Below are 25,170 nucleotides of genomic sequence, written 5' to 3' on the forward strand. Positions count from 1 at the left end.
CCCTTTCCTCCCCCTCCGTCTGGCAAGAGCCAGCCACCTCCCCCTGGCGGGAGAGGATTAGGACTTCGCTTAGTCCTCGACGAGCTTCATGAAACGGCGCTCTACCGGGGCCAGCACTGGCCCTAGCTCATGCCCGCGTTTCACCACCGCGCCGCCCTCGCCAATCAGCGCCCACATCCCCTGCTTGTTACGCAGCGACGGGCGTTTCTCGATCCTGAACTCCGGCCGTTCGGCAGCACGGCGGAAGGCCGCGAATACCGCGGCGTCCTTGCCAAGATCGATCGCATAGTCACGCCAGTGTCCGGCAGCGACCATCCGGCCGTAAAGGTCCAGGATCCGGTTCAGTTCGAGGCGTTCGAAGCCGACCTGCGTCGCCTTGGACGGTGTGGGGAAAGGTACGACGCCCATCAGTTACTCACCATCATGCGCGGTCGCGGCGGTCCTCTGGATGCTCGTCGGCGAGCAGCGCGTCGAGCCGCTTGCGCATCGTCTCCAGCTCGCAGCGCATGATCTCCATCTTCTGCGTGGCGGGATCGAACATCTCGCTGCACGGCGTACCATAGGGCACGAAGCGCGGCACTTCGGGTGCGTTGCCGCCCTCGATCGTCGTCGCGCGGGCGGGAATGCCGACCACCGTCGTTCCCGCCGGGACGTCACGCGTCACCACCGCGTTGGCGCCGACGCGCGAGCGCTTGCCGAGCGTGATCGGGCCGAGCACCTGCGCGCCCGAGCCGATGATCGCGCCGTCGGAGATGGTCGGATGGCGCTTGCCCTGCACGCCGTTGTCAGGGCTGGTGCCGCCGAGCGTGACGCACTGGTAGATCGTCACGTCATCGCCGATCTCCGCGGTCTCGCCGATCACGACGAAACCGTGGTCGATGAAGAAGTTGCGGCCGATCGTCGCACCCGGATGGATGTCGATCGCCGTCGTGAAGCGCGACCAGTGGTTGACGCAGCGCGCGAGGAAATAGAGCTTCGCCTTGTACAGGCGGTGCGCGATGCGGTGATAGCCGAGCGCCCAGACGCCGGGATACAGCATGATTTCGGCGCGCGAATGCGGGGCGGGATCGCGGGCGCGGATCGAATCCAGATAGGCCAGTAATCCGCTCGACATCCGCAGTCCCCTTCGCGATTTCCGTATCTAGGGTATCGAACGCCCGATTTCCAGAACCGCACGCATGGGCCGCCTCACCCGGTCAGGATCGGGGTAAAGCCTATCTTTGTTGTGGGATAAGCCCGCGCGTTGCACTCTGCGCGCGATATTGAGGGGATGCCGATGTTCGACCTGACGACCGTGAGCTCCGAGACGCTGTTGCTGTTCATCCTGGTAGGGTTCGCCGCGCAGATCGTCGATGGCGCGCTGGGGATGGCGTTCGGGGTAATTTCGAACACGCTGCTGCTGTGGGTCGGCGTGCCGCCGGCCGCGGCGTCGGCGGGCGTGCATACCGTCGAGACCTTCACCACCGCGGTGTCGGGGATCAGCCATGTGCTGCACAAGAACGTCAACTGGACGCTGTTCCTGCGGCTGATGATCCCGGGCGTCATCGGCGGCGTGCTGGGCGCGTACGTGCTGTCGAACATCGATGCGAGCACGGCGAAACCGTTCATCCTCGCGTATCTGACGTCGATCGGCGTGTATCTGCTGTACCGCGGGCTTCGCTATCCGCCGAAGCAGAAGGAGCCGAAGATCGTCGAGCCGCTCGGACTGGTCGGCGGTTTCCTCGACGCGGCGGGCGGTGGCGGCTGGGGGCCGGTGGTGACGTCGAACCTGCTGGTCCAGGGCGCATCCCCGCGGACCACGATCGGCACGGTGAATACCGCCGAGTTCTTCCTGACCGCGACGATCTCGGCGACGTTCATCACCCAGCTCGGCTGGGCGGCGTTCACGCAGGCCACCGTGGGATTGCTGATCGGCGGGGTGCTGGCGGCCCCGTTCGGGGCGATGCTGGCGAAGCGCGTGCCGGCGAAGACGCTGATGGTGCTGGTTGGCGTGATCCTGACGATCACGAGTTTGTTCGGACTATACCGCGCTATCTGGCACTGACGGCTCCCCTCCCGCTTGCGGGAGGGGTCGGGCGAGGGGCGTGCCAAATACGACTTTGTGCTTGAGGCCAGCCCCTCCCCTAGCCCCTACCGCAAGCGGGAGGGGGACAGAGGGTCACAGCGTCGCGTGGACCGTCGCAACCGCGGCCATAACCGCGCCGATCCGCACCGACGTCTGGATCGCCTCGGCCGTAACGCCGGCCTTCTTCAAAATCTGCTCGTGGCTGTCGATGCACATGCCGCAGCCGTTCATCGCCGACACGGCCAAGCTGAACAGCTCGAAATCGACCTTGTCGATGCCGGGCTGGCCGATCACGTTCATGCGCAACTTGGCGGGCATGTTGCGGTATTCCTGGTTCCCGGCGAGGTGCGTGAACCGGTAATAGACGTTGTTCATCGCCATCACCGCAGCGGCTGCACGCGCTGCGTTCGCGGCCTCGGGCGAGAGCTTCGGCGCGCATTCGGCCTCGGCGGCTTCGACCAGCGGCTTGTAGCCCGAGCCGTGTGCGCAGGTCAGCAGCAGGCCGTATTTGCGCTGGTCGGTGAGATGCGTCTCGTTCAGCAGCGAGCCGACGTTGAGGCGGATATCCTTGGCGTAGTCGGGCAGTTGCCCTGCGAATTCCTTGAGCGACATGATAATTCCTTCTGCTCCCCTTCCGCCTGCGGGAGGGGTCGGGGGAGGGACTAGAGACAAAAAGAGAGGGCGGTCCGTATGGACACGCCCTCCCCCAACCCCTCCCGTGAACGGGAGGGGAGTTTCAGTTACGCAGCGAGCTGGAGGACGTCGTCGCCCTTGTTCCAGTTGCACGGGCAGAGCTCGTCGGTCTGCAGCGCGTCGAGCACGCGGAGCGTCTCGGCGGGGTTGCGGCCGACGTTCAGGCCGTTGACCTGGACCGCCTGGATAACGTTGTCCGGATCGATGATGAAGGTCGCACGGAACGCGACATGCTCGTTCTTGTCGACGATGCCGAGTGCGTCGGCGAGCTTCGCGCCGTTATCCGCGAGCCACGGGAAGTCCGCGGCGGCAAGGTCCGCGTCCGACTTGCGCCAGGCAAGGTGGACATGTGCGGTGTCGGTCGATGCGCCGATCAGGACGGCGTCGCGATCCTCGAAATCGCCGCGGATGTCGCTGTAGCCGACGATCTCGGTCGGGCACACGAACGTGAAGTCCTTCGGCCAGTAGAACAGCACCTTCCACTTGCCGGGATAGGCCGTCGTCAGGTCGAGCGTCTCGCCGGCGGGCAGCGCTGCGGTGCCCTGCTGGACGGGAATGGTCATCGATGGGAACTGGTCGCCGATGGTCAACATGATGGAAGCCTCCTGGAAATAAACTTGGCTCCAGGCATCCTCAAGCGCGGCGGTTGTCCCGCTCGGTCGTTGTGCAATGCGGTATATGGGGGCTGGTGTAATCGATCCAACGCTCTATTTATCATCTGATGATCGATAGAGGCGATTAATGGCTGCGACCTACCTACCCACGTTGAAACAGTTGCAATATCTGGTTGCGCTGAAGGATCACGGCCATTTCGGACGCGCGGCGGAGGCGTGTTTCGTGACGCAATCGACGCTGTCGGCGGGCCTTCGCGAGCTCGAAACGCTGATCGGCGTGGTGCTCGTGGAGCGGACCCGACGAGTCGTGCGGTTCACGCCGTTGGGCGACGGAATCGCCGACAAAGCGCGGCGCGTGCTGCGCGAGGCGGAGGAACTGGGCGACATGGCGCGCGCCGCCGGCCAGCCGCTGTCGGGCGACATGCGGATGAGCGTCATCCCGACGATCGCGCCGTTCATGCTCCCGAGGATCCTGCCGCGGTTGCGGAAGGACTATCCGGATTTAAAGCTGTTCCTGCGCGAAGAGCCCAGCGGTCCGGCATGTGAGGGCCTGCACAACGGTCGCACCGATTGCGTACTGCTGGCCCTGCCCTATGCGTGCGGCGAGGTGACGTCGGAGACGCTGTTCGAGGATCGGCTGTTCGTGGCGTACCCCTCGGGCGAAGAGCCGACCGCGCTGCCCGCAATCCCCGCGTCGGCGATCGATGAGACGCGGTTGTTGTTGCTCGAGGACGGGCATTGCCTGAAGGATCACGCGCTGGGTGCGTGCAACCGGCCGGAGTTGCGTGCGGAGGCGACGATGCTGGGTACGTCGCTGCACACGATCGTGCAGATGGTCGACAACGGGCTCGGCATCACGATGCTGCCGGAAATGGCGTTGAAGGCGGGAATCCTCGACAACACTAACATCACCGCGAGGCCGCTCGACGAGAAGAATGCCGTACGAAAGATTGCCTTGGTGTGGCGGAGGGCCAGCCCGCGGGAGAAGGACTTCCGATTGATGGCGAAGGCGCTGGCCGACGTTCAGTAGGACGCACTTACTCTCATCGCTCACTTCTACCCCCATCCCTGAAAGGGAGGGGTTGGGGGTGGGTCGCCAGCTTGTGTTGCTGACGGTCCAAGATGCGGAAGCCGACCCACCCCCTGCCCCGCCCTTTCAGGGATGGGAGACCGTTGCGAACTGGGCGCGCTCAGTCTTCACCCCATCCCGAGATCGACACGCTTGCGCAACCAACTCGGCCTTCGATCGTATGTTTCCCAGTTCCCGCTGGAGATCGAACCATGTCGAAGACGCTTCCACTGCTGCTGATGACCAGCGCGCTGGCACTCGCCGCGTGCAGCGGCAAATCCAAGGACGACGTGGCCAGCGCCTCGACGACGCCCGCCAATCCCGCACTGGCGGTACCGAACGGGCCGCCCGCAGTCGCCAATCCGACCGTCGGCGGCGTGCCGATGATGGCGACGCGGACGATAGTCGATAACGCGTCCGCCGCGCCGAACCTATCGACCCTGGTTGCCGCTGTGAAGGCCGCAGACCTGGTCGGCACGCTGTCCGGCCCCGGCCCCTTCACCGTATTCGCGCCGACCAACGATGCCTTCGGAAGGCTCGCGCCCGGCATGGTCGACACCTTGCTGAAGCCCGAGAACAAGGCCTCGCTGACCAAAGTGCTGACGTATCACGTCGTGCCGGGCGTCATCACTGCCGACGATCTTCGCCAGCGGATTGCTGCAGGCGGCGGCACCGCGACGCTGACCACGGTCGAGGGTGACCCGATCACTGCGACAATGGTAGGCGCCGTCATCGCGCTAACCGACGTCAACGGTAACAAGAGTTATGTCGAGACGGCAGATGTCCGCCAGTCGAACGGCGTCGTCCATGTCGTAAACGGCGTAATCGTCCCTAAACTGAGCTAAATATGAGTTAGACAGGCTCGGTTCATCGTACCGATGCTACGGCCTGTCGGTGAAATAGTTGAGATCGCCGCCTCTATCCCCAAATTCCATCGTTCGAGTTTCATTCGTCCCAATCACAATCTCTGGAGTTGCAGATGACTGTTAAGACCAACCTTATGATTGCTGCGGCAACGAGCCTGTTTATTGCCACGGGTGCGACTGCCCAGACGGCAGCGCCAACCGCGCCGCGGACTGCGGCACCGGCCGCACCGCAGACGGCGATGCCAGCGACGCCATCCACTCCGGCGGCACCTGGCACGGCGGTTGCTCCGCAACAGCCCGGCGCGCCCGTCGCCCCGACTGCGGCCGCAACCACGACCATCGCAGCGGCACTGCCGACGCTGCCGAACCGCGCGACGCTGACCAAGCTGGTGACCGCCGCAAAGTTGCAGGCGACGCTCGCAGGTCCTGGCCCGTACACGCTGTTCGCACCGAGCGACGAAGCCTTCACGCGCCTGCCCGCCGGCGCGCTCGACACGCTGTTGAAGCCTGAGTCGGCACCGACGCTTGCGACGATCATCAAGTATCACGTCGTCGCCGGTGCGCTGACCGCGGATCAGTTGAAGGCGCAGATCACTGCGGGCGGCGGCAAGGCCACGTTGACGACGCTGGCAGGCCAGCCGTTGATCGCAGGACTCGGGCCGAACGGCAACATCGAGTTGACCGACACGGCTGGTATCAAGTCGTACGTCGATACGGCGGACATCAAGGAGACGAACGGCGTCGTTCATCTCACCAACGGCATGAGTGTTCCGAAGCTGGGCTAATGCGACTGCGGGCCGCGATCTCGAATGGGTTTGCGGCCCGTTTCTTGTTTCCCCTCGAAGGCGGCGACCCAGTCTGGGCTCCCGCCCTCGCGGGAGAACAAGCTCTGGTTTAACCCTTCGATTTATCCCAACGTGCCGCGGCGGCGTGGTCGACATCACGCGCTTCGACCCAGCTAGCTTCGACTCCGCGCGTCTCTCGCTTCCAGAACGGCGCGTCAGTTTTCAACCGATCGATCAGATACGCGCAGGCCTCCAGCGCGGCGCCGCGATGCGCCGCCGTTGCCGCGACGAACACGATCCGCTCCCCCGGATGCATCGGCCCGACGCGGTGCACGATAATCGCCGCACTCAGCGACCAACGCTCGATCGCACCCTCCGCAACCTTGAGCAACGCCGCCTCGGTCGCGCCGGGATAATGTTCGAGTTCGAGCGTCCCCACCCCGTCGTCAGCACGCACCAGCCCGGTGAACGTCGCCACCGCGCCCGCCCCTGCCGCTTCCGCGCGTGTCATCTCAGCGGCGATATCGATCGGCGACTGCTGGACCGAGATATGGATCATCCGCCCGTCACCGGTGGGAAGATCGCGATCTCTTGCGCGCGGCCGATCGGCGTATCGAGCGGCACGAAGTCCTGATCGATCGCCGCGCGCAACCGCGATCGGTTCTCGAAAGCCCCCGCATGCGCCGGGCTCGTCTCGGCCAGCCAGTCCACCAGATCCGCCACCGTCACGACGCTTGCCGGCGGTTCGACCGACTCTTCGCCCGTGCCGATACGCTCGCGCACCCAGGCGAAATAGACCATCCGTATCGTCATTTTCAGTCCATGTGCTTGAGGCCGACGCGGAGATAATCCCAACCGGTCAGCAACGTAAGGACGGCCGCGCCCCACAGCGCGACGATGCCGACGGTATGCACCCAGACCATCTCGGGTACCGAACCGCCAAGGATGATCCCGCCGAGCGACACGAGCTGCAGCGTAGTCTTCCACTTCGCCAGTTGCGACACGGGCACGGAGACCTGCACCTGCGCCAGGAACTCGCGCAGCCCCGACACCGCGATCTCACGTAACAGGATCACCAGCGCGGCGATTACATGGATGCCGGCGATATCGCGCGTGCCGACCAGGATCAGGATCACCGCGGCGACCATGATCTTGTCCGCGATCGGATCGAGGAAGATCCCCAACCGCGACACCGCGCCGCTCGACCGCGCGAGGTATCCGTCGAAATAATCGGTGATGCCCATCAGGCAGTACAGCACGAAGGCGATGCCGTACCCTGCCTCCCAGTCGGGCCACCACAGGAACCAGACCAGCAGGGGCACCGCGACGATCCGCGACAATGTCAGGAGGTTAGGCAAGCTCAGCACCCGCCACCCCTATACCGGTCGGTCGCGGGGCGAAACCGGTTTAACGTTGGCGTGCGGATGACGCTCGGCTAAGGGTTCGACACATTACCGCAACGATCAGGGCTATTTCCCGTCATGCTCAATGCCCTCGGGTTGCTGAAGCAACGTCGCTTCCTGCCCCTGTTCACCACGCAGTTTCTCGGCGCGTTCAACGATAATCTGTTCAAGACCTCGATGGTCCTGTTCGCGACCTATGCCGTCTTCAACGATCCGAAGATGGAGGCGAACTTCAACGCGCTAGCGACGGGACTCGGCATCCTGCCGTTCTTCCTGCTGTCCGCGCTCGCCGGGCAGTTGGCGGACAGCGAAGACAAGGCGCGGATCATCCGGATCGTGAAGACGGTCGAGATCGGCATCATGCTGCTCGGCGCGACCGGGCTGATGGTCGCACGCGCAGGACATCCGTCGCTGGGGATCGGGCTGATGCTCGGCGCGGTGCTGTGCCTCGGCGTGCACTCGACGTTCTTCGGGCCGATCAAATACGCGATCCTGCCGCAGCATCTGAAACCCTGCGACGTGCTCGGCGGCACCGGTCTCGTCGAGGCCGGAACGTATCTAGCGATCCTGCTGGGCACGGTGACGGCAGGCTGGATTCCGATTGAGGGCGCAGCTGCCAGCGTCTTGATCGTTGCCGTGATCGGCTGGTTCTCCGGCCGCCAGGTGCCGCCGGCACCGCGCGAAGGCCCGCCGCTCAAGCTCGACTACAACCCGTTTACCGCCTCGTGGCGACTGATCAGCGCGACGCTGCACATCCCGCGACTGTTTCTCGCGATCGTCGCGATCAGTTTCTTCTGGACGATCGGCGCGGTGCTGATCATCGTCTTCCCGCCACTGGTGAAGAACGTGCTGACCGCCGACGAGCGAGTCGCGAGCTTCGTGATCGCGGTGTTCTCGGTCGGGGTCGCGATCGGCTCGGTCGTGATCAACTCGATGCTGCGCGGGCGGATTTCCGCGAAGTTTTCGCCCGCATCGGTGATCGCGATGGGCGGCTTCGTCGTGCTGTTCTCGATCCTGGCGCGCAACTGGACGCCGGCGGCTCCGGGACATTATTACGACTGGGCGGGGTTCATCCATCAGCCGGGTGCGATCCCCGTGCTGGCAACGCTGCTGGCGATCGCAATCACCGGCGGAATGTTCGTCGTGCCGCTCTATGCGTTCCTGACCACGACCGTCGAGAAGGACCAGACGGCGCGCACCGTGGCGGCGAACAACGTCGTCAATTCGGGCGCGATGACGATCGGCTCGATCCTCGTCATCGGCATCACCGCGATGGGCGTGACGCCCGAGGACATGCTGTTCCTCGTCGCGGCGATGTGCCTCGTCTCGGCATGGCTCGCGCAGAAGCTGCACCGGGCCTGCGACGACGACGCAATCGGGTGTTTGCCGACGCTTCGAGGTTGAGTATCCTTCCCCGCCAAGGGGAGGATTACGCCCGGCTCTCTCAGAAAATGAAGCTGTAGAAGCACGTGAAGAACGCGGCGAAGCTCAACAGGAACAGCTTCACGTCCTGATCGTCGTTCTTGGCGCTCGCGGTGACAGGCGGCGGCAGCGAACGGCGCAGCGGATGGCGGGCGGCTTCGTTGGTGAGGACTAGGCGTCTGGTCATGATGCAAACGTTAACGTCGCGTTTACCAATTCGACCAGTGACAAAGGTGGTTAAGGTAGCGGCGTCCGGCAATGGGACAGAAATGGACCCGCGGTGGCGGTCCGAAAACTCTCCGCTGCGCCGCTATCCTTGCGTAAAAACCGGGTATAAGCTTCGGGCTTTCCCCGCGATTCTGCGGGTGCGAGGACCCGAACCATCGAGCAGATCGGCGCACTTCCCTATGTGATCGACGAAGCCGGCCACGCCCGCGTGATGCTGATCACCTCGCGTGACACCGGGCGCTGGGTAATCCCCAAGGGCAACCCCATCACAGGTCTCGCCAGCCACGAAGCCGCCGCGCAGGAGGCGTATGAGGAAGCCGGCATCCGCGGCATCCCCTGCCCCTCGCCCGTGGGACAATTCGCCTATCGCAAACGCCGCCGCACCGGCCGCTACCGCGACATGATCGTCACCGTGTTTCCACTCGCCTTCGTCGAGCAGGTCGAGGACTGGCCCGAGCGTCATCAGCGCGACACACGCTGGTTTACGCTTGATCGCGCGGCGGAGGCTGTCAATGAGCCCGGCCTGAAGGCGCTGATCGCTGCCTTCCGTGAGCCGCCGATCCCGGCGTCGCTCGCGCAACGTATCTTACCCGTCGTGCGCACGAGTGCGAAAAGGAGAATTCCGATGCTGGGCTGGTTCCAGTCGCTGATGCCGAAGCAGGGACGGTTCTTCGAACTGTTCGACGCGCATGCCGCGACCCTGGTCGCCGGCGCCGATGCGCTCGCACGGCTGCTCCACGGCGAAGGCTCGATCGACGGTCAGATCGCCGAGATCGTCAAGCGCGAGCACGAGGCCGACGATATCACGCGCGAGGTTCTCCAGGACGTCCGCCGCGTGTTCGTGACCCCGTTCGACCGCAGCGCGATCACCGACCTGATCGGCGTGATGGACGACGCGATCGACCAGATGAACGGCACCGCCAACGCGATCGCGCTGTACGAGGTCACCGAATTCTCGCCGCAGATGCGCGACATGGCCGGCATCATCGTCGAGGCCGCACGGATTACCGCGGAAGCGATCCCGCTGCTCCGCTCGCTCGGCACCAATGCGGGGCGGCTGCACGATCTGACCGCACGGCTGATCCAGATCGAGGGTCATGCCGACGACATCCACGACACGGGCCTGCGCGCGCTGTTCCAGGCCTCGAAGATCAGTGCGGACCCGATGACCTTCATCATCAACCGCGAGATCTACAGCAGCCTGGAAAAGATCGTCGACCGCTTCGAGGACGTCGCGAACGAGATCCAGGGGCTGGTCATCGACCATGCTTGATGTGACGACATTGTCCTCTCCCCTCCCTGAAAGGGAGGGGTTGGGGGTGGGTCGGCCCGAGACGGATCGTGACACCCGCCCCATACCGACCCACCCCCTGCCCCTCCCTTCTAGGGAGGGGAGCCCGACGGCGTCCGGAGCGGCGGCATGATCCTCTCCCTCCCGCTCCTTATCGGCCTCATCGGCATCGCGCTGCTGTTCGACTTCCTGAACGGCCTGCACGACGCGGCGAACTCGATCGCCACCGTCGTCTCCACGCGCGTGCTGAAGCCGCAATACGCAGTCCTCTGGGCGGCGTTCTTCAACTTCATCGCGTTCGCGGTCTTCGGGCTCCACGTCGCGCAGACCGTCGGCACCGGGATCATCCAAGCCAACGTCATCGATGCGCAGGTGATCTTCGCCGCGCTGATGGGTGCGATTGCGTGGAACGTTATCACCTGGGTGCTCGGCATCCCGTCGAGCAGCAGCCACGCGCTGATCGGCGGGCTCCTCGGCGCCGGCATCGCCAAGATCGGCTTCGGCGCGATCGTCTGGAGCGGCGTGATCAAGACCGTCCTCGCGATCTTCGCCTCGCCCGCGATCGGCTTGATGCTGGCGCTCGTGCTTGTCCTGATCGTCGCCTGGACCAGCCTCAAGCTCACCCCGCTCGGCGTCGACAAGCGTTTCCGCAAGCTCCAGCTGATCTCCGCCGCGCTCTATTCGCTCGGCCACGGCGGCAACGACGCGCAGAAGACGATGGGAATCATCGCCGTGCTGCTTTATTCGCAAGGGTTGATCGGCGGCGAATTCCACGTGCCGCTCTGGGTCGTGCTGTCCTGCCAGGCGGCGATGGCGCTCGGCACGCTGTCGGGCGGCTGGCGGATCGTCCACACGATGGGCTCGAAGATTACCCGCCTCACCCCCGCACAAGGCTTCTGCGCAGAGACCGGCGGCGCAATCACGCTGTTCGCGGCGACGTTCTGGGGCATTCCCGTATCGTCGACGCACACGATCACCGGCTCGATCGTCGGAGTCGGCGCCGCGCGGCGCCTGTCCGCCGTCCGCTGGAATGTCGCGAGCAACATCGTCGTGGCCTGGACACTGACGCTGCCCGCCGCAGGGCTGATCGGCGCCGGCACGTACTGGCTCGTCGGACTGTTCGTGTAAGCCAGAAATAATTGAGGCTGGTCCGCCGCCGCTCCGTCATAGTGTCGGAGCGGCGGCGTTCTTGCTCGTCCGTACGCCGCTCCACCCGAAACGGAGAGCGACGTATCGGCCGGATGGCTTACTTGATGCCGCCGCCCTGCAACGGGGCAACCGCATCCTTCCCGAACTTCATGATCAGCTCGCCGATCTCGCGTGCCTGGCTCATGCTCCGCTGGCTCTGCTCGCGCAGATAATCGCCCTGGATCTTCATCACTTGGGTCAGGTCGCTGGCGCTCGCCGCCTCGCGCATCGCCGCGAAGGCCTCGCGCGCGTTCTGCTCGGCTTGGTCGATCATCGCCTTGCCGATCGTCGCGCCGCCCTCGGCAATCTTGCCGCCCGACTCCTTCATCGCCTCGCCTGCGCGCCGCGCCGGATCGACGACCTTCTCCGAGAACGCATCGCGCGCCTTCCCGGCATTCTCGCGCATCGCGTCCGCCGCGCCCTTGGCCGCATCCGCCGCGCGGTCGGTTGCCGCCTTGCTTGCGTTCGCACCGTCATCGACTGCCTGCTTGGAGTCGTCAGCCATCGTCTCTCTCCTGTTTTGCGATGCCATTTGGTCGAAGTTTCAACCGGTATGCTCCGCTTTGGTTGCGCCCGCCAGCTTGCACCCGCGCGCATTAGTCTCGATAGGTCGCGCGGCTTTTACGGGGAACGTCCATGCGCATCACGATGATCGGTTCTGGCTATGTCGGCCTGGTGTCCGGCGCCTGCTTTTCGGATTTCGGGCATGACGTGATCTGCGTCGACAAGGACCAGTCGAAGATCGATGCGCTGCATGCCGGCCGCATGCCGATCTTCGAGCCCGGCCTCGACCAGCTCGTCGCGTCCAATGTCGCCGCGGGGCGGCTGACCTTCACCACCGATCTCGCCAGCGCGGTCGCGGACGCCGACGCGATCTTCATCGCGGTCGGTACGCCGTCGCGCCGCGGGGATGGCCATGCCGATCTCAGCTATGTGTTTGCCGCAACCGAGGAAATCGCCGCCGCCGTCACCGGCCCGACCGTGGTCGTGACCAAGTCGACCGTCCCGGTCGGCACCGGCGACCGAGTCGAGGCGATCCTCCGCGAGAAACGTCCCGACATCGACGTCGCGGTCGTCTCCAATCCCGAATTCCTGCGCGAAGGTGCCGCGATCGGCGACTTCAAGCGCCCCGACCGCATCGTCATCGGCACCGAGGACGAGCGCGGCAAGCAGGTCATGCGCGACGTCTATCGTCCGCTGTACCTCAACGAATCGCCGATCCTGTTCGTCGGCCGCCGCACGTCGGAGCTGATCAAATACGCGGCCAACGCGTTCCTCGCGACCAAGATCACCTTCATCAACGAGATTGCGGACCTGTGCGAGGCGGTCGGTGCGGACGTACAGGACGTGTCGCGCGGGATCGGGCTCGACAACCGGATCGGCAAGAAATTCCTCCACGCCGGACCCGGCTATGGCGGCTCGTGCTTCCCCAAGGACACGCTGGCGCTGCTCAAGACCGCCGAGGATTACGACACCCCGGTCCACATCGTCGAAGCCGTCGTGAAGGTGAACGACAGCCGCAAGCGCGCGATGGGGCGGAAAGTCCTCCACGCGCTCGGCGACAATCCCCGCGGCAAGACGGTCGCGCTGCTCGGCCTCACGTTCAAGCCCAACACCGACGACATGCGCGACGCCCCGAGTCTCGCGATCGCGACCGCGCTCGCCGACGCCGGCGTGACGGTCCGTACGCACGATCCCGAAGGCATGGCGCCCGCCAAGGCGATGATGCCCGACCTCGTCTATTGCGCGGACGCCTACGGCGCGGCCGAAGGTGCCGACGCAGTCGTGATCGTGACCGAATGGGACGCCTATCGCGCGCTCGACCTGGCGAGGTTGAAGCGCGTGATGGCCGGACCGGTGATGGTCGATCTTCGCAACGTCTATCAGCGCGCCGACGTCGAGCAGGCCGGGTTCGCCTACACCGCCGTCGGTCGGTGAGCGTCCCCGGCAACATATTCCAGTCACTGGACCTTTTGCGCGCTCTCACTATATACCGAACGGTATGAATAGGCTTTGCACGCTCACCGCCCCCAAGGGCCGCCCCCGCGAGTTCGATCTCGACGAAGCGCTGGCGGGTGCGTTGCGCGTGTTCTGGCGCAACGGGTACGAGGGCGCATCGATGGCGGAACTGACCGCCGAGATGAAGATCACCAAGCCCAGCCTGTACGCCGCGTTTGGCAACAAGGAGGCGCTGTTCCACAAGGCGCTCGACCTCTACGAGCGTGAGAAGCTCGCCTATATGACGTCCGCGCTCGACGCGCCGACCGCGCGTGCCGTAGCGGAAAACCTGCTCCGCGGTGCGTTGCAGATGCAGATGAGCACCTGCGATCCCAAGGGGTGCCTGAGCGTCATAAGCAGCGTTGCGTGCAGCGCGGAAGCCGAGCCGATCAAGGCAGAAGTCGCCAAGCGTCGAGCGTCGTCCGAAGCCGCGCTGATGAAGCGGTTCGACGAAGCCAAGGCCGCGGGCGAGTTCCCCGATGGCCTCGAGTCGCACGCGCTGATGCGCTACCTCTTCGCGATCATGCAGGGGCTGTCGATCCAGGCCGGCTCGGGCGCTAGCTGCACCGAACTTCAGCAGCTCGTCGAGACGAGCATGCTCATGTGGCCAACCAAATAGACACGCTTTCTACCGCGCCGCAGAAAAAAATACCGGCCGGTACAAAAGTCTTGTTGACTAGATGAACGCCAGGTTTATATACCGACTGGTATCGAAGCTCTCTCCTACTTCGGAGGGGGCAGCCGGGGACACCAACCCATGACCACGGTTCAAACCTAAGACGGCTTCGGCCTGATTTCCGAAAATTCCAAGCGGGCAAGCGCGGCACGGTGATGTGCCGGCAACGACCGCGCACGCCTCGCGACCAGCTGACGTCGGTGGACCGTCCACCGACGAAGGCCAGCGCTTGCCCAAGATCAAAAGGGGGACAATCCCATGGCTTATCTCGACCTCGACAACATGTTCGCTTCGCCCGTCACCAGCCGCACGCAGACGGTCGCCGCCCCTGCCCCGACCGGCTTCTCGGCATTGGAATGGAGCGTCATCGCGCTCGCCAAGCGCGACACGTTGCGCAGCCTGTCCGGCCCGAGCCGCATATCGCGGGCGATGGGCAGCCTGTTCGGCCTCAGCACCGCGTCGCGGCTCGCCGACCCCCGGCTCGAAGCGTTGCGGCGGATGGCGGTGTACGCCTGGCGCCGTGGCTTCGCGCTGCCGATGGCCGAGATCCAGGGCTTCCTCGCCGCCGGCTTTGCCGAGGCACAGATCGAAACGCTCGTCGAGAGCGTGACCGGCATGCGCGTCGGCATCCAGCAGAAGCGGAGCATCGCAGCGTGAACCAACTTACCACGATCACGGCCGCGAACGACGCCGACGTCGTCGCGTCGCCGCCCGCGGACCGTCACCGACGGCCGGCATGGCAGCGCGGCGCGATGGTGCTCGTACCGATCGCGCTGCTCGGTGCGGTCGGCGTGAAGCTATTCGATCATCCCGACGCGGCGATGGCGGCACCCCCGCCCGCCTCCGTTACGGTTGCGTCGCCGCTGGTGCGACAGGTCAGCGAATGGGACGATTATGTCGGCCGCTTCGCACCTAGCCGGACCGTCGAGATCCGTCCGCGCGTTGCCGGCGAAGTTACCGGAATCCATTTCCGCGACGGCGAGATCGTCAGCAAGGGGCAGCTGCTCTTCACGATCGACTCCCGCCCGTTCGCGGCGGCCTTGGCTGAGGCACACGCCAACGTTGCCAGTGCCAAGAGCGCTCTATCGCTGGCCCGCACCGATCTTGGTCGCGCACAACGTTTGGTCGCCGATGAGGCAGTCTCCGCTGGCGAGGTCGATGCCCTTCGCGGCAAGCTTGAAGCGGCGCAGGCCGCGCTCGCCGCGGCGCAGGCTCGCGAACGTGCCCGTGCGCTCGACGTCGGTTTCACGCAGGTTCGCGCCCCGATCGGCGGTCGCATTTCCGATCGCCGCGTCGATGCGGGCAACCAGGTCGCGGGCGGCGAAGGCACCGGCGGCACGGTGCTGACGACGATCAACGCGCTCGACCCGATCTACTTCACCTTTGATGGCTCCGAGGCGCTGTACCTCAAGACGCAGCGCGCACGGCAGCCCGGCGCGACGCCGGCGGCGGTCGAGATCCAGTTGCAGGACGAGACCGAGCATCGCTGGAAAGGCAAGCTCGACTTCACCGACAACGGCCTCGACCAGCGATCGGGCACGATCCGCGGCCGCGCGGTGCTCGCCAACCCCGGGTATTTCCTGACGCCGGGGATGTTCGGCAACATGCGCCTAGCGAGCGCGGGAACACGGCAGGCTCTACTGGTACCCGACGACGCTGTGCAGACCGATCAGGCGCGGAAGGTTCTGCTGACGATCGATGCGAAGAACGTCGTGAGCCAGAAGCCGGTCGAACTCGGCCCGGTGGTCGATGGGCTCCGCATCGTGCGCTCGGGGATCGGGCCGAACGACCGGATCATTATCCAGGGTACGCAGATGGCGATGCCGGGTGCGACCGTCGCGCCGAAGGTCGGCCGGATCGTGGTCGCCTCGGGTACGACGGCGCCAGCTTCGGTCCAGCCTATCTCGGGCGAGGCTACACTCGCCAAGTAACCACCACCCCGGCGAAGGCCGGGGCCCAGGTGGGATAGCGTTTCGATGTAATCACTGCGGTTCGCCCAACTGGGCCCCGGCCTGGGTTCCCATCGAAGTAATACTTCGATGGGGCCCTGTCGCCGGGGTGGTGTTGGCGCGTGTCCGCCTCCCTCTACCGAGGAAATTCCCATGCGCTTCTCGCGCTTCTTCATCACCCGGCCGATCTTCGCGGGCGTGATCGCGGTGATCATCACGATCGTCGGTGCGATCGCCTACATGACACTGCCGGTGTCGCAATATCCCGACATCGTCCCCCCCACCGTCACGGTCAGCGCGACCTATCCCGGCGCCTCCGCCGAGACGGTCGCCGAGACCGTCGCCGCGCCGATCGAACAAGAGATCAACGGCGTCGACAACATGCTGTACCAGTCGTCGCAATCGACCGGCGACGGCAAGGTCACGATCACCGTCACCTTCAAGATCGGCACCAACCTCGACGCCGCGCAGGTGCTCGTCCAGAACCGCGTCGCGGTCGCCGTCCCGCGCCTGCCCGAAGACGTCCAGCGTCTCGGCGTGGTGACGCGCAAGACGTCGCCCGACTTCCTGATGGTCGTGAACCTCGTCTCGCCCGACAACTCGCTCGATCGCGGCTACATCTCCAACTACGCGCTGACGCAGGTCCGCGATCGCCTCAGCCGCATCGACGGCGTCGGCGACGTGCAGCTGTTCGGTGCGCGCGATTATTCGATGCGCGTCTGGATCGACCCAGGCCGCGCCGCCGCGCTCGACCTCACCGCCGGCGAGATCGTCGCGGCGTTGCGCGCGCAGAACGTCCAGGTCGCCGCGGGCACGCTCGGCCAGCCACCCTACGACAAGGGCAACAGCGCGTTCCAGCTCAACGTCGAGACGCAGGGCCGCCTGACCGATCCCAAGCAGTTCGCCGACGTCGTCATCCGCACCGATGCGCAAGGCCGCCAGGTCCGCGTCTCCGACGTCGCGCGCGTCGAGCTCGGCGCGCAGGATTACGGCGCCAACACCTATCTCAGCGGCAAGCCCACGGTCATCGCCGCGGTCTTCCAGCGTCCCGGCTCGAACGCGCTCGGCGCGGCGCAGGCCGTCACCGCCGAGATGGAGAGCATGTCCAAGCGCTTCCCCAAGGGCCTCGAATACAAGGTCATCTACAACCCGACCGAGTTCATCGCGCAGTCGATCGACGCGGTGAAGCACACGCTCTTCGAGGCGATGGTCCTCGTCGTGCTCGTCATCCTCGTCTTCCTGCAGAAGTGGCGCGCGGCGATCATCCCGATCGTGGCGATCCCGGTCTCGCTGATCGGCACCTTCGCGGTGCTCGCCGCCGCCGGGTACAGCCTCAACAATTTGTCGCTGTTCGGCCTCGTCCTCGCGATCGGCATCGTCGTCGATGACGCCATCGTCGTGGTCGAGAATGTCGAGCGCAACCTCGAACACGGGCTCTCCCCGCTCGAAGCGGCGCGTACGTCGATGGACGAAGTCTCGGGCGCGCTGGTCGCGATCGTGCTCGTGCTGTGCGCGGTGTTCATCCCGACCGTGTTCCTCACCGGTCTCTCAGGAGCGTTCTACCGCCAGTTCGCGGTGACGATCTCGACCGCGACGATCATCTCGCTGCTGATCTCGCTGACACTGTCGCCGGCACTCGCCGCGATGCTGCTCAAGCCGACCGCACCCGCCGACTCCGGCAACCGCCTGACCCGTACGGTCCGCCGCGCCGGCGATGCCTTCAACCGCGGCTTCGAGCGGATGAGCGACAGCTATGCCCGCCTCACCGCGCGCTTGGTCACCGCGCCGCGCCGGATGATGATCGCCTATGCCGCGCTGATCGCGGTCACGGTCGGGGTGTTCACGATTACCCCTTCCGGCTTCGTTCCCGCACAGGACCAGGGCTACTTCCTGACCGTCATCCAGCTTCCGCCCGGCTCGTCGGTCGAGCGCACCGACGCGGTCATGCAGAAGGTAGCCAAGCGCATCCTGCCGCTCGCCGGCGTCAAGGGCGCGGTCATGCTTGCCGGTTTCGATGGCCCCTCGCAGACGCTCGCCCCCAACTCGGCCGCCGCCTACATCCCGCTGAAGAGCTTCGAGGAGCGCAAGAAGCTCGGCGTCACGCTCGCCAGCATCATGGCGGAGTCGCAGAAGGCGACCGGCGACATCACCGAAGCGCGCCTGCTGATCGTCCCGCCACCACTGATCCAGGGCATCGGCTCGGCGGGCGGTTATCGCCTGATGGTGCAGGACCAGGGCGGCCACGGTTACGCCGACCTCGGCAAGACGAGTTATGCGCTGATCGGCCAGGCGAACCAGACCAAGGGTCTCGCCCAAATCTACACGTTCTTCGACACCGCCACCCCGCGCATCTTCGCGGACGTCGACCGCGCCAAGGCCAATCTCTTGGGCGTCCCCCCCGAGCGCGTGTTCGAGGCGTTGCAGGTCTATCTCGGCTCGGCGTTCGTCAACGACTTCAACCTGCTGGGCCGCACCTACCGCGTCACCGCGCAGGCCGACGCGCCGTTCCGCAACACCACCGCGGACATCGCCAACCTCAAGACGCGCTCCAACTCGGGCCAGATGGTCCCGGTCGGCTCGGTCTCGACGTTCAAGGACAAGACCGGCCCGTACCGCGTGGTCCGCTACAACCTGTTCCCCGCAGTCGAGGTCGATGGCGACACCGCCAAGGGCTATTCGTCGGGCCAGTCGCTGGTCGCGATGGAGAAGCTCGCCGATGCGTCGCTCCCGGCAGGCTACGCGCATGAATGGACCGGCATCGCCTACCAGCAAAAGGCCGCCGGCAGCACCGCCGCGCTCGTCTTCGGCATGGCGGTGGTGTTCGTCTTCCTCGTGCTCGCGGCGCAATATGAGAGCCTGACGTTGCCGCTCGCGATCATCCTGATCGTGCCGATGTGTCTGCTCGCCGCGATGACCGGCGTGAACCTGCGGGGGATGGACAACAACGTCCTGACGCAGATCGGCCTGGTCGTGCTGATTGCGCTCGCCGCGAAGAACGCGATCCTCGTGGTCGAGTTCGCCAAGCAGGCCGAGGAACAGGACGGCCTCACCCCGGTCGAGGCGGCGGTACGCGCGGCGAAGGACCGGTTGCGGCCGATCCTGATGACGAGCTTCGCGTTTATCCTCGGCGCTGTGCCGCTGGTGATCGCGACCGGTGCCGGTGCGGAACTCCGCCAGGCGCTCGGGACCGCGGTGTTCTTCGGAATGATCGGCGTGACCGGGTTCGGCCTGCTCTTCACGCCCACCTTCTATGTCGTCGCACGGGCGCTGGCGCTGCGGTTCGAACGCCGCAAGCCAGCCCCGGAGACCAACGGTCCCGCCGCGACCCTTCAGCCAGCCGAATAGGACCAGCATCATGAAGTCCGCCCTCCTCGCGAGCCTCTCGGCGCTGACGCTCGCCGCGTGTGCCGCCGGCCCCGACTATGTCGCGCCGATCACCCCACCCAAGGCGGCGGCGTCGTTCGTCACCGCGAACGCTGCCACCGTAACCACGGCGCCCGACAACGACTGGTGGCGGATGTACCGCGACCCGGTCCTCGACGGCCTTGTCGCGGACGCGCTCGCGGCCAACACCGACCTGCGCGTGGCCGTCGCCCGGCTAGATAGCGCCCGCGCCTCCCTGCGCGGCGCGAAGACCGACCGCGAGCCACAGGTGAACGCGGGCGCGAGCGGCAATTACGCGCGCACCTCGCAACTCCAGAACCTGCCCGGCCTCGACCGCGAGCGTGCCACCTACGATGTCGGACTCGACGTCAGCTACGAGGTCGATCTCGCCGGCCGGGTCCGCCGCAACGTCGAAGCCGCCCGCGGTGACGTCGGCGCGGCGCAGGCGGATGCGGACGCCGTCCGCGTCTCGATCGTCGCGGCAACAACCCGCGCCTATGTCGACGCAGCCTCGTCCGCCGAACGTCTCGTAGTCGCCCGGCGGATCGTCGACCTGCTCGACAAGTCGAACACGCTGACCGGCAAGCGCGTCGACGCGGGTCGCGCAGCCCGCCTCGACCAGGTCCGGATCGCAGCCCTGCGCGACCAGCGCGCCGCCAACATTCCGCAGATCGAGGCCGAGCGCCAAGCCGCGCTCTTCCGCCTCGCCACGCTCACCGGCCGCACCCCGCAGGATTTGCCCGCAACCGCCGGCGCGCGCACCACCACGCCCCGCCTCGACCAGCCGATCCCGATCGGTGACGGCGCGACGCTGCTCGCCCGCCGCCCCGACGTCCACGCCGCCGAACGTCGCCTCGCAGCCGCGACCGCACGGATCGGCGTCCAGACCTCGCAACTCTATCCGCAAATCTCGCTCGGCGGGTCGATCGGCTCGACCGCGCTCAGCGTCGGCGACATCTTTACCGGCGGCCCAATCCGCTGGCTGCTCGGCCCGCTGCTGAACTGGTCGCTCAACCAGTCCGCCGCGCGCGCGCGCATCGCCGGCGCCGAAGCGGACTCGCGCGGCGCACTCGCCAATTTCGACGGCAGCGTCCTCACCGCACTCGAGGAAACCGAGACCGCGCTGTCGAACTACGCCCGCGAACTCGACCGCCGCACGCAGTTGCAATCCGCGCACGACAATGCCGCCACCGCCGCGCGTATCACCCGTGCCCGTCAACGCGAAGGCCAGATCGACTTCCTCGACGTCCTCGACGCGGAGCGTACGTTGGCGGACACGGACACGGACCTCGCCGCCGCCGACTCGCGGATCGCAGGGGCGCAAGTCGACTTGTTCCGTGCGCTAGGTGGTGGCTGGCAGGCGCCGAGCCGCCCCGCCGCATGAGGTAGATGCAGCCAGAAACGATACGTTAACAAACATAATGGTGTAAGGAGCGACTAAGATAGATCAAGTTTGACATCCGGCGGAATGCAGTATGACCGACGACATCGCACAGACGGATACGAACGCCGCAGCGTGGCGTGATCGGGCCACGTATCATGAAGACCGGGCTGCGCAGGAACGGGTACTTGCCGTTTCCGCGCGCTCGGACGCGGCCTATACCGCGCATCGGGTACTCAGCGAGCGACATCTTCAACTCGCGGCGACCGCCGAACTGGTCGCCGATATGCCGGATGCCGAACCACCGCAAAGCTCGTCGCTGGAGCAGACCGGCGACCTGATCCGCCGGAGTTACGGTGATGCCGGATAGCAGCCTATCCGACCGGGAATGTCAGGCGATGTCGGCCTTGCCTAGGTTGATCTTGTCGTAGAGCGCGAGCAAGGCGGTCACTTCTTCGACCACGGTCTCCTGCTCCGCCCGCCAGCGCGCGGTGGCGTCGTGCGACGGGATGCCATCCTGCCCGTCATGCAGCGTAAACCCCTGGTCGATCAGCCAGATCGCGTCGCTCGCCCGCGAACGCTGTCGTCGCAGGTGATAGACCCATTGCTCGATTATCCCCGAAGGTACCAGTCTATCCAGATCGCCCATGACGCCGCGGTAGGGCAACGCCGACGCCAATACCAGCCTTCGGAAATTTTGCCGCAACACACTCCTTCCGGGGAGGATTTCGAGATTAACCGTGTTGCGAAATCCGGCCGCAATATCGTGCGGCCAAAAGCATGGTAATGGATTTTCTCCCACACCCTTCCGTGATCGAACGCCGGATGGACGACCAGTCCGTGCTCGCGATTCAGGCACCGAACGCGATCATCGCGCGGATGCACGAAGAACTGGCGTTGCTGTACCGCGAGCAATTGGTCGCGCTGATCGAGCGCTGATCTGAATTGGGATGCGATGCAGCACCGACCGCGGTTAGAAGCCGACGGATGACCCGTCCCGACCCCCACCCCGACACCGCAAAATTCCTCTGGATCGGCACCTATGCCGGCGGAGGCGGTATGGGCATCTATCCGCTTGATCAAATTGGCACGCTTGCCGCGCCCTACGCGGACACACGCAACGCATCGTTCGGCACATACTCATCGCGATTCGATCTCCATTATCTATTGGACGAGCAGGACGACGGCGCGCTCGGCGTCCACCGTCGCACCGCCTCGGACTGGGTCCGGCTAGCGCATGTCCCGGTCGGTGGCGCAGCACCGTGTCACGTCGCGCTGGATCGCACGCAATCCTGCGTCGCGGTCGCGAACTACGCGAGCGGGAGCGTCTCGCTGTTTCGGCTGGATCCACGGAGCGGCCTGCCGATCGGCCAGCCGGTGGTGCACACCAATAGCGGCAGCGGCCCCGATTCCGAACGCCAGCAATCGCCACACGCGCACTGGGTCGGCTTCGGCCTCGACAACCGGTTCCTGTATGTCGCGGATCTCGGCACCGACGAAGTGCTCGCCTTCTCGTTCGACGCGGAACGGGCAACACTTGGAGAGCCGTACACTGCGCTCAAGGCAGTGCCTGGATCAGGGCCCCGACACCTGCTGTTCAATGAGCAGCACACGCAATCGGCGTATTTAGCCTGTGAACTCGATAGCACGCTCATCGCGCTGACCGTCGAGGGCCGCGATCTGAAGCCCCGCGCGTCACTATCCACCCTCCCCGCAGGCTGGCACGGCGCGAATATCGTCGCGCACATCGGTGCCAACGCCGCGGGCGACCGGCTGTACGTCTCCAACCGCGGCCATGACAGCATCGCGGTCTTCGCGATGAACGAAGGCGGCGATCCCACACTCCTCCAGCATATCGCCAGCGGAGGCGCATCGCCGCGCTTCTTTATTGTCTTGCAAGAGGAAAACCGAATGATCGTCGTCCACGAACGCGATCAGCGCGTGACGATGCTCGATATTCTGCCGGACGGGACGCTCGCCCCGACCGACTTCGCGGTGCACGTTCCCGGCGCCGCGTTCGCCTTCATCGCTTAGCTGACGCTCGCGATCAGCAGCGTCAGTTCGGTACGGACCGGGTTATCGTCGATGCGGATGGGCTTCACCGCACGGCGCTTGACGGGATAGGACGCGCGCACCGCGTCGCACAGATCCTTGACCGAGACGCGCACGCACGCCCCTTCGTCGCAGACCAGGCGCGGTGTGCTGATCGATTGGATGCAGGTCGTCGGCGTACCGGCCCAGACTGGTGCTGCGCTCGACAAAAGACATGCGGCTGCGATCCGCAAAACGGTGTTCTTGGTCATCATGGTAGCTGGCCCCCCACAGGCAGTTCGTATCTGGTAAAGCGACCGTTAGGGGCCAAGTGGTTGCGATAACGTTTCAATCGGCGGGCAATCGTACGACGGCCCGCCGGTGGTAAGAAAACGACAACCGGAGCGATCAATCCGCGGCGATCGGTCCTTGCGGGGGGCTGGCACGGCGCGTGAACCAGACGATGATCACCATCGCGAGGCACAGCCAGGCCGAGATACGGAACAGGTCGGTCGACGCGAGCAGATACGCCTGCGCCACCATCTGCCGCGTGATCGCGCCTGCCGCCTGCACGTCGGTCAGCCCCATCCGCGTCAGCGCGCCCTGCGCCATCTGGTAGGGCGAACCGGTCCCGATCGCTTCCGACAACCGGCTCTGGTGGAGCGTCTCGCGGCGATCCCAGGCGGTCGTGATGATCGACGCGGCAAAGCTGCCCGAGGTGATCCGCGCAAAATTCGAGATGCCCGTCGCCGACGGCAGCCGCTCCGCCGGAATACGGTCGAGCGAGATCGTCAGCATCGCGAGGAAGAACGTACTCATCGCGATCCCCTGCACCATCAGCGGCAGCATCAGGTCGTAGAAGCTCGCGCCCGTCGTGTAACCCGAACGGAGATAATAGGAGTAGCCGAACGACGCGAACGCCACCGTGGCGAGGATGCGCGCGTCGATCTTGCCGCTCAGCCGCGCGACGAACGGCGTTAGGATCACCGCCACCGCGCCCGAGGGTGCGGCGACCAGCCCCGCCCAAGTCGCGGTGTAGCCGAGCTGCGTCTGCAACCACAGCGGCAGCAGCAGCGTGTTGGCGAAGAACACCGCATAACCGAGGCAGAAGGCAATCGTGCCGATCGTGAAGTTGCGGCTCTTGAACAGCGACAGGTTCACCGCCGGGTTGGCGTCGGTCAGCTCCCAAATGATCCAGCCGACAAAGCCGATCGCGGCGACGACCGCGGCGATGACGATGCGGTCGGCGGCGAACCAGTCGTCGTTCTTGCCGAGATCGAGCACGATCTGCAGCGCGCCGACCCAGATCACCAGCAGGATCAGCCCGACCTGGTCGATCGGCAGCTTCCGCGTCGGCGTGTCGCGCTTGCCGAGCTTGTTCCAGCACACGAAGGCGCAGAACATCCCGAACGGCACGTTGATCAGGAAAATCCAGCTCCAATGGTAATTGTCGGAGATGTAGCCGCCGAGGATCGGCCCCATGATCGGCGCGACCAAAGTCGTCATCGACCAGATGCCGAGCGCGGTGGAGCGCTTGTGGACGGGGAAGATCGCGATCAGCAGCGCCTGGCTGCCCGGAATCATCGGTCCGGATACCGCGCCCTGGAGGATGCGGAAGCCGATCAGCGACGGCAGGTCCCATGCGATCCCGCACAGGAACGACGCGATCGTGAACAGGAAGACCGAGACGCAGAACGTCCGCACCACGCCGAACCGGCCCATCAGCCAGCCGGTCAGCGGCACCGCGACTCCGTTGGCGACGGCGAACGCTGTGACGATCCAGGTGGAGTTATCGCTGGAAACGCCGAGATTGCCGGCGATGGTGGGCAGCGAGACGTTGGCGATCGTCGTGTCGAGCACCTGCATGAAGGTGCCGAGCGCGAGCGCGAATGCGGTGAGCGCGAGCGAGCCGCCGACGAGAGGGGCGGGACCGGGACCGGAGGGGGCTGCCATCAGGTAGCACTCCGTTCAGGGAGCCAAATCCCAACCAATCCACCACCCCGGCGGAGGCCGGAGCCCAGTTGGGAAACGAGGCTAACGGAAGGCAGCGCGCCGTTGCGACCACCTCTCCAACTGGGCCCCGGCCTCCGCCGGGGTGGTGGCCCTGACAAAGCGGACGGCCCGTTC

General features: G+C 65.5%; 28 protein-coding genes. 16 read left to right on the forward strand and 12 right to left on the reverse strand.

The annotated features are described in order from the left end of the window. Nucleotides 1–69 precede the first annotated feature (69 nt). Both E5673_RS15675 and epsC read right to left on the reverse strand, forming a co-directional pair. Nucleotides 70–408 (reverse strand): DUF2794 domain-containing protein, encoded by a 339-nt coding sequence (locus tag E5673_RS15675; RefSeq protein WP_107953883.1) that lies wholly within the window; start codon nucleotides 406–408, stop codon nucleotides 70–72. Between the two features lie 13 nt (nucleotides 409–421). Continuing rightward, nucleotides 422–1,114: a serine O-acetyltransferase EpsC gene (gene epsC / locus E5673_RS15680; RefSeq protein WP_056057758.1), complete on the reverse strand. Its 693-nt coding sequence runs from the start codon at nucleotides 1,112–1,114 to the stop codon at nucleotides 422–424. Nucleotides 1,115–1,270: 156 nt separating this feature from the next. On the opposite strand from epsC, the gene E5673_RS15685 reads away from it, so the two are divergent. Further along, entirely contained in the window at nucleotides 1,271–2,044 is a 774-nt protein-coding gene (locus tag E5673_RS15685; protein ID WP_136190731.1) for a sulfite exporter TauE/SafE family protein, read from the forward strand. Nucleotides 2,045–2,158: 114 nt separating this feature from the next. On the opposite strand, the gene E5673_RS15690 is transcribed toward E5673_RS15685, so the two are convergent. Continuing rightward, nucleotides 2,159–2,677, reverse strand: a complete 519-nt coding sequence (locus E5673_RS15690; protein WP_056051403.1) for a carboxymuconolactone decarboxylase family protein — start codon at nucleotides 2,675–2,677, stop codon at nucleotides 2,159–2,161. A gap of 128 nt (nucleotides 2,678–2,805) precedes the next feature. After that, nucleotides 2,806–3,351 (reverse strand): peroxiredoxin, encoded by a 546-nt coding sequence (locus tag E5673_RS15695; protein WP_055879693.1) that lies wholly within the window; start codon nucleotides 3,349–3,351, stop codon nucleotides 2,806–2,808. 148 nt (nucleotides 3,352–3,499) lie between these two features. On the opposite strand from E5673_RS15695, the gene E5673_RS15700 reads away from it, so the two are divergent. The 3 genes from E5673_RS15700 (at nucleotide 3,500) to E5673_RS15710 (ending at nucleotide 6,092) form a co-directional block, all read left to right on the forward strand. After that, entirely contained in the window at nucleotides 3,500–4,402 is a 903-nt protein-coding gene (locus E5673_RS15700; RefSeq protein ID WP_133019371.1) for a hydrogen peroxide-inducible genes activator, read from the forward strand. A gap of 251 nt (nucleotides 4,403–4,653) precedes the next feature. Beyond that, nucleotides 4,654–5,286, forward strand: coding sequence for a fasciclin domain-containing protein (locus E5673_RS15705; RefSeq protein ID WP_167397686.1), 633 nt, complete (start codon nucleotides 4,654–4,656; stop codon nucleotides 5,284–5,286). A 134-nt stretch (nucleotides 5,287–5,420) separates the two neighbouring features. Further along, nucleotides 5,421–6,092: a fasciclin domain-containing protein gene (locus E5673_RS15710; protein ID WP_136190732.1), complete on the forward strand. Its 672-nt coding sequence runs from the start codon at nucleotides 5,421–5,423 to the stop codon at nucleotides 6,090–6,092. A gap of 109 nt (nucleotides 6,093–6,201) precedes the next feature. Here the strand turns inward: E5673_RS15710 and E5673_RS15715 are convergent, their stop codons facing one another. From E5673_RS15715 to pgsA, 3 genes are read right to left on the reverse strand one after another with little or no spacing between them, the layout of a single operon-like run. Then, complete coding sequence (locus E5673_RS15715) at nucleotides 6,202–6,651, reverse strand: molybdenum cofactor biosynthesis protein MoaE (RefSeq protein ID WP_136190733.1); 450 nt, start codon at nucleotides 6,649–6,651, stop codon at nucleotides 6,202–6,204. Further along, nucleotides 6,648–6,905, reverse strand: a complete 258-nt coding sequence (gene moaD, locus E5673_RS15720; RefSeq protein WP_056489288.1) for a molybdopterin converting factor subunit 1 — start codon at nucleotides 6,903–6,905, stop codon at nucleotides 6,648–6,650. The genes E5673_RS15715 and moaD overlap by 4 nt, the downstream gene beginning before the upstream one ends. A gap of 2 nt (nucleotides 6,906–6,907) precedes the next feature. Beyond that, nucleotides 6,908–7,459 (reverse strand): CDP-diacylglycerol--glycerol-3-phosphate 3-phosphatidyltransferase, encoded by a 552-nt coding sequence (gene pgsA / locus E5673_RS15725; RefSeq protein ID WP_056489286.1) that lies wholly within the window; start codon nucleotides 7,457–7,459, stop codon nucleotides 6,908–6,910. A 114-nt stretch (nucleotides 7,460–7,573) separates the two neighbouring features. Between pgsA and E5673_RS15730 the strand changes: the two genes are divergently transcribed. Then, complete coding sequence (locus tag E5673_RS15730) at nucleotides 7,574–8,899, forward strand: MFS transporter (RefSeq protein ID WP_136190734.1); 1,326 nt, start codon at nucleotides 7,574–7,576, stop codon at nucleotides 8,897–8,899. Between the two features lie 40 nt (nucleotides 8,900–8,939). On the opposite strand, the gene E5673_RS19740 is transcribed toward E5673_RS15730, so the two are convergent. After that, nucleotides 8,940–9,104, reverse strand: coding sequence for a hypothetical protein (locus E5673_RS19740; protein WP_168711651.1), 165 nt, complete (start codon nucleotides 9,102–9,104; stop codon nucleotides 8,940–8,942). 195 nt (nucleotides 9,105–9,299) lie between these two features. Here E5673_RS19740 and E5673_RS15735 point away from each other — a divergent pair, with 195 nt between their 5' ends. Next, complete coding sequence (locus tag E5673_RS15735; RefSeq protein ID WP_136190735.1) at nucleotides 9,300–10,418, forward strand: DUF47 family protein; 1,119 nt, start codon at nucleotides 9,300–9,302, stop codon at nucleotides 10,416–10,418. A 147-nt stretch (nucleotides 10,419–10,565) separates the two neighbouring features. Next, nucleotides 10,566–11,564: an inorganic phosphate transporter gene (locus E5673_RS15740; protein WP_136190736.1), complete on the forward strand. Its 999-nt coding sequence runs from the start codon at nucleotides 10,566–10,568 to the stop codon at nucleotides 11,562–11,564. A 118-nt stretch (nucleotides 11,565–11,682) separates the two neighbouring features. Here E5673_RS15740 and E5673_RS15745 read toward each other — a convergent pair whose 3' ends face one another. Further along, nucleotides 11,683–12,129, reverse strand: coding sequence for a phasin family protein (locus E5673_RS15745; protein WP_247599425.1), 447 nt, complete (start codon nucleotides 12,127–12,129; stop codon nucleotides 11,683–11,685). 131 nt (nucleotides 12,130–12,260) lie between these two features. Here E5673_RS15745 and E5673_RS15750 point away from each other — a divergent pair, with 131 nt between their 5' ends. The 7 genes from E5673_RS15750 (at nucleotide 12,261) to E5673_RS15780 (ending at nucleotide 21,382) form a co-directional block, all read left to right on the forward strand. Then, nucleotides 12,261–13,562, forward strand: a complete 1,302-nt coding sequence (locus E5673_RS15750; RefSeq protein WP_136190737.1) for a UDP-glucose/GDP-mannose dehydrogenase family protein — start codon at nucleotides 12,261–12,263, stop codon at nucleotides 13,560–13,562. A 64-nt stretch (nucleotides 13,563–13,626) separates the two neighbouring features. Continuing rightward, nucleotides 13,627–14,241, forward strand: coding sequence for a TetR/AcrR family transcriptional regulator (locus E5673_RS15755; protein WP_136190738.1), 615 nt, complete (start codon nucleotides 13,627–13,629; stop codon nucleotides 14,239–14,241). A 315-nt stretch (nucleotides 14,242–14,556) separates the two neighbouring features. After that, entirely contained in the window at nucleotides 14,557–14,955 is a 399-nt protein-coding gene (locus E5673_RS15760) for a hypothetical protein (RefSeq protein ID WP_136190739.1), read from the forward strand. A gap of 95 nt (nucleotides 14,956–15,050) precedes the next feature. Beyond that, nucleotides 15,051–16,229: an efflux RND transporter periplasmic adaptor subunit gene (locus tag E5673_RS15765; RefSeq protein WP_136191560.1), complete on the forward strand. Its 1,179-nt coding sequence runs from the start codon at nucleotides 15,051–15,053 to the stop codon at nucleotides 16,227–16,229. Between the two features lie 171 nt (nucleotides 16,230–16,400). Beyond that, a complete protein-coding gene (locus E5673_RS15770; protein ID WP_136190740.1) occupies nucleotides 16,401–19,592 on the forward strand; it encodes a multidrug efflux RND transporter permease subunit in 3,192 nt (1,063 codons plus the stop codon). A gap of 10 nt (nucleotides 19,593–19,602) precedes the next feature. Then, the gene (locus E5673_RS15775; protein WP_136190741.1) at nucleotides 19,603–21,015 is read left to right on the forward strand and encodes a TolC family protein; all 1,413 of its coding nucleotides are present in this window, start codon (nucleotides 19,603–19,605) and stop codon (nucleotides 21,013–21,015) included. Nucleotides 21,016–21,106: 91 nt separating this feature from the next. Beyond that, nucleotides 21,107–21,382, forward strand: coding sequence for a hypothetical protein (locus E5673_RS15780; RefSeq protein ID WP_136190742.1), 276 nt, complete (start codon nucleotides 21,107–21,109; stop codon nucleotides 21,380–21,382). A gap of 21 nt (nucleotides 21,383–21,403) precedes the next feature. On the opposite strand, the gene E5673_RS15785 is transcribed toward E5673_RS15780, so the two are convergent. Next, complete coding sequence (locus E5673_RS15785) at nucleotides 21,404–21,661, reverse strand: hypothetical protein (protein WP_056489263.1); 258 nt, start codon at nucleotides 21,659–21,661, stop codon at nucleotides 21,404–21,406. 137 nt (nucleotides 21,662–21,798) lie between these two features. On the opposite strand from E5673_RS15785, the gene E5673_RS19745 reads away from it, so the two are divergent. Both E5673_RS19745 and E5673_RS15790 read left to right on the forward strand, forming a co-directional pair. Continuing rightward, the gene (locus E5673_RS19745) at nucleotides 21,799–21,951 is read left to right on the forward strand and encodes a hypothetical protein (RefSeq protein ID WP_156362382.1); all 153 of its coding nucleotides are present in this window, start codon (nucleotides 21,799–21,801) and stop codon (nucleotides 21,949–21,951) included. A gap of 48 nt (nucleotides 21,952–21,999) precedes the next feature. Next, nucleotides 22,000–23,046 (forward strand): beta-propeller fold lactonase family protein, encoded by a 1,047-nt coding sequence (locus E5673_RS15790; protein WP_136190743.1) that lies wholly within the window; start codon nucleotides 22,000–22,002, stop codon nucleotides 23,044–23,046. Here the strand turns inward: E5673_RS15790 and E5673_RS15795 are convergent. Together E5673_RS15795 and E5673_RS15800 are read right to left on the reverse strand one after the other, a co-directional pair. After that, the gene (locus E5673_RS15795; protein ID WP_056489259.1) at nucleotides 23,043–23,318 is read right to left on the reverse strand and encodes a hypothetical protein; all 276 of its coding nucleotides are present in this window, start codon (nucleotides 23,316–23,318) and stop codon (nucleotides 23,043–23,045) included. The genes E5673_RS15790 and E5673_RS15795 overlap by 4 nt on opposite strands. Before the next feature lie 133 nt (nucleotides 23,319–23,451). Next, nucleotides 23,452–24,996, reverse strand: coding sequence for a DHA2 family efflux MFS transporter permease subunit (locus E5673_RS15800; protein ID WP_056489257.1), 1,545 nt, complete (start codon nucleotides 24,994–24,996; stop codon nucleotides 23,452–23,454). Nucleotides 24,997–25,170: the final 174 nt, after the last annotated feature.

Origin of the sequence: Sphingomonas sp. PAMC26645, from assembly GCF_004795835.1 — a bacterium.
In the GTDB taxonomy this organism is placed as follows: domain Bacteria; phylum Pseudomonadota; class Alphaproteobacteria; order Sphingomonadales; family Sphingomonadaceae; genus Sphingomonas.

Bases quoted from the DNA above. Each gene is read 5' to 3' on its own strand.
- E5673_RS15795 (WP_056489259.1), bottom strand. From the start codon at position 23,318: ATGATGACCAAGAACACCGTTTTGCGGATCGCAGCCGCATGTCTTTTG.
- E5673_RS15690 (WP_056051403.1), bottom strand. From the start codon at position 2,677: ATGTCGCTCAAGGAATTCGCAGGGCAACTGCCCGACTACGCCAAGGAT.
- E5673_RS15775 (WP_136190741.1), top strand. From the start codon at position 19,603: ATGAAGTCCGCCCTCCTCGCGAGCCTCTCGGCGCTGACGCTCGCCGCG.
- E5673_RS15715 (WP_136190733.1), bottom strand. From the start codon at position 6,651: ATGATCCATATCTCGGTCCAGCAGTCGCCGATCGATATCGCCGCTGAG.
- E5673_RS15800 (WP_056489257.1), bottom strand. From the start codon at position 24,996: ATGGCAGCCCCCTCCGGTCCCGGTCCCGCCCCTCTCGTCGGCGGCTCG.
- E5673_RS15740 (WP_136190736.1), top strand. From the start codon at position 10,566: ATGATCCTCTCCCTCCCGCTCCTTATCGGCCTCATCGGCATCGCGCTG.
- epsC (WP_056057758.1), bottom strand. From the start codon at position 1,114: ATGTCGAGCGGATTACTGGCCTATCTGGATTCGATCCGCGCCCGCGAT.
- E5673_RS19740 (WP_168711651.1), bottom strand. From the start codon at position 9,104: ATGACCAGACGCCTAGTCCTCACCAACGAAGCCGCCCGCCATCCGCTG.
- E5673_RS15695 (WP_055879693.1), bottom strand. From the start codon at position 3,351: ATGTTGACCATCGGCGACCAGTTCCCATCGATGACCATTCCCGTCCAG.
- moaD (WP_056489288.1), bottom strand. From the start codon at position 6,905: ATGACGATACGGATGGTCTATTTCGCCTGGGTGCGCGAGCGTATCGGC.
- E5673_RS15745 (WP_247599425.1), bottom strand. From the start codon at position 12,129: ATGGCTGACGACTCCAAGCAGGCAGTCGATGACGGTGCGAACGCAAGC.
- E5673_RS15760 (WP_136190739.1), top strand. From the start codon at position 14,557: ATGGCTTATCTCGACCTCGACAACATGTTCGCTTCGCCCGTCACCAGC.
- E5673_RS15675 (WP_107953883.1), bottom strand. From the start codon at position 408: ATGGGCGTCGTACCTTTCCCCACACCGTCCAAGGCGACGCAGGTCGGC.
- E5673_RS15685 (WP_136190731.1), top strand. From the start codon at position 1,271: ATGCCGATGTTCGACCTGACGACCGTGAGCTCCGAGACGCTGTTGCTG.
- E5673_RS15750 (WP_136190737.1), top strand. From the start codon at position 12,261: ATGCGCATCACGATGATCGGTTCTGGCTATGTCGGCCTGGTGTCCGGC.
- E5673_RS15705 (WP_167397686.1), top strand. From the start codon at position 4,654: ATGTCGAAGACGCTTCCACTGCTGCTGATGACCAGCGCGCTGGCACTC.
- E5673_RS15790 (WP_136190743.1), top strand. From the start codon at position 22,000: ATGACCCGTCCCGACCCCCACCCCGACACCGCAAAATTCCTCTGGATC.
- E5673_RS15770 (WP_136190740.1), top strand. From the start codon at position 16,401: ATGCGCTTCTCGCGCTTCTTCATCACCCGGCCGATCTTCGCGGGCGTG.
- E5673_RS15710 (WP_136190732.1), top strand. From the start codon at position 5,421: ATGACTGTTAAGACCAACCTTATGATTGCTGCGGCAACGAGCCTGTTT.
- E5673_RS19745 (WP_156362382.1), top strand. From the start codon at position 21,799: ATGGATTTTCTCCCACACCCTTCCGTGATCGAACGCCGGATGGACGAC.
- E5673_RS15785 (WP_056489263.1), bottom strand. From the start codon at position 21,661: ATGGGCGATCTGGATAGACTGGTACCTTCGGGGATAATCGAGCAATGG.
- E5673_RS15730 (WP_136190734.1), top strand. From the start codon at position 7,574: ATGCTCAATGCCCTCGGGTTGCTGAAGCAACGTCGCTTCCTGCCCCTG.
- E5673_RS15700 (WP_133019371.1), top strand. From the start codon at position 3,500: ATGGCTGCGACCTACCTACCCACGTTGAAACAGTTGCAATATCTGGTT.
- E5673_RS15755 (WP_136190738.1), top strand. From the start codon at position 13,627: ATGAATAGGCTTTGCACGCTCACCGCCCCCAAGGGCCGCCCCCGCGAG.
- E5673_RS15780 (WP_136190742.1), top strand. From the start codon at position 21,107: ATGACCGACGACATCGCACAGACGGATACGAACGCCGCAGCGTGGCGT.
- E5673_RS15765 (WP_136191560.1), top strand. From the start codon at position 15,051: ATGGTGCTCGTACCGATCGCGCTGCTCGGTGCGGTCGGCGTGAAGCTA.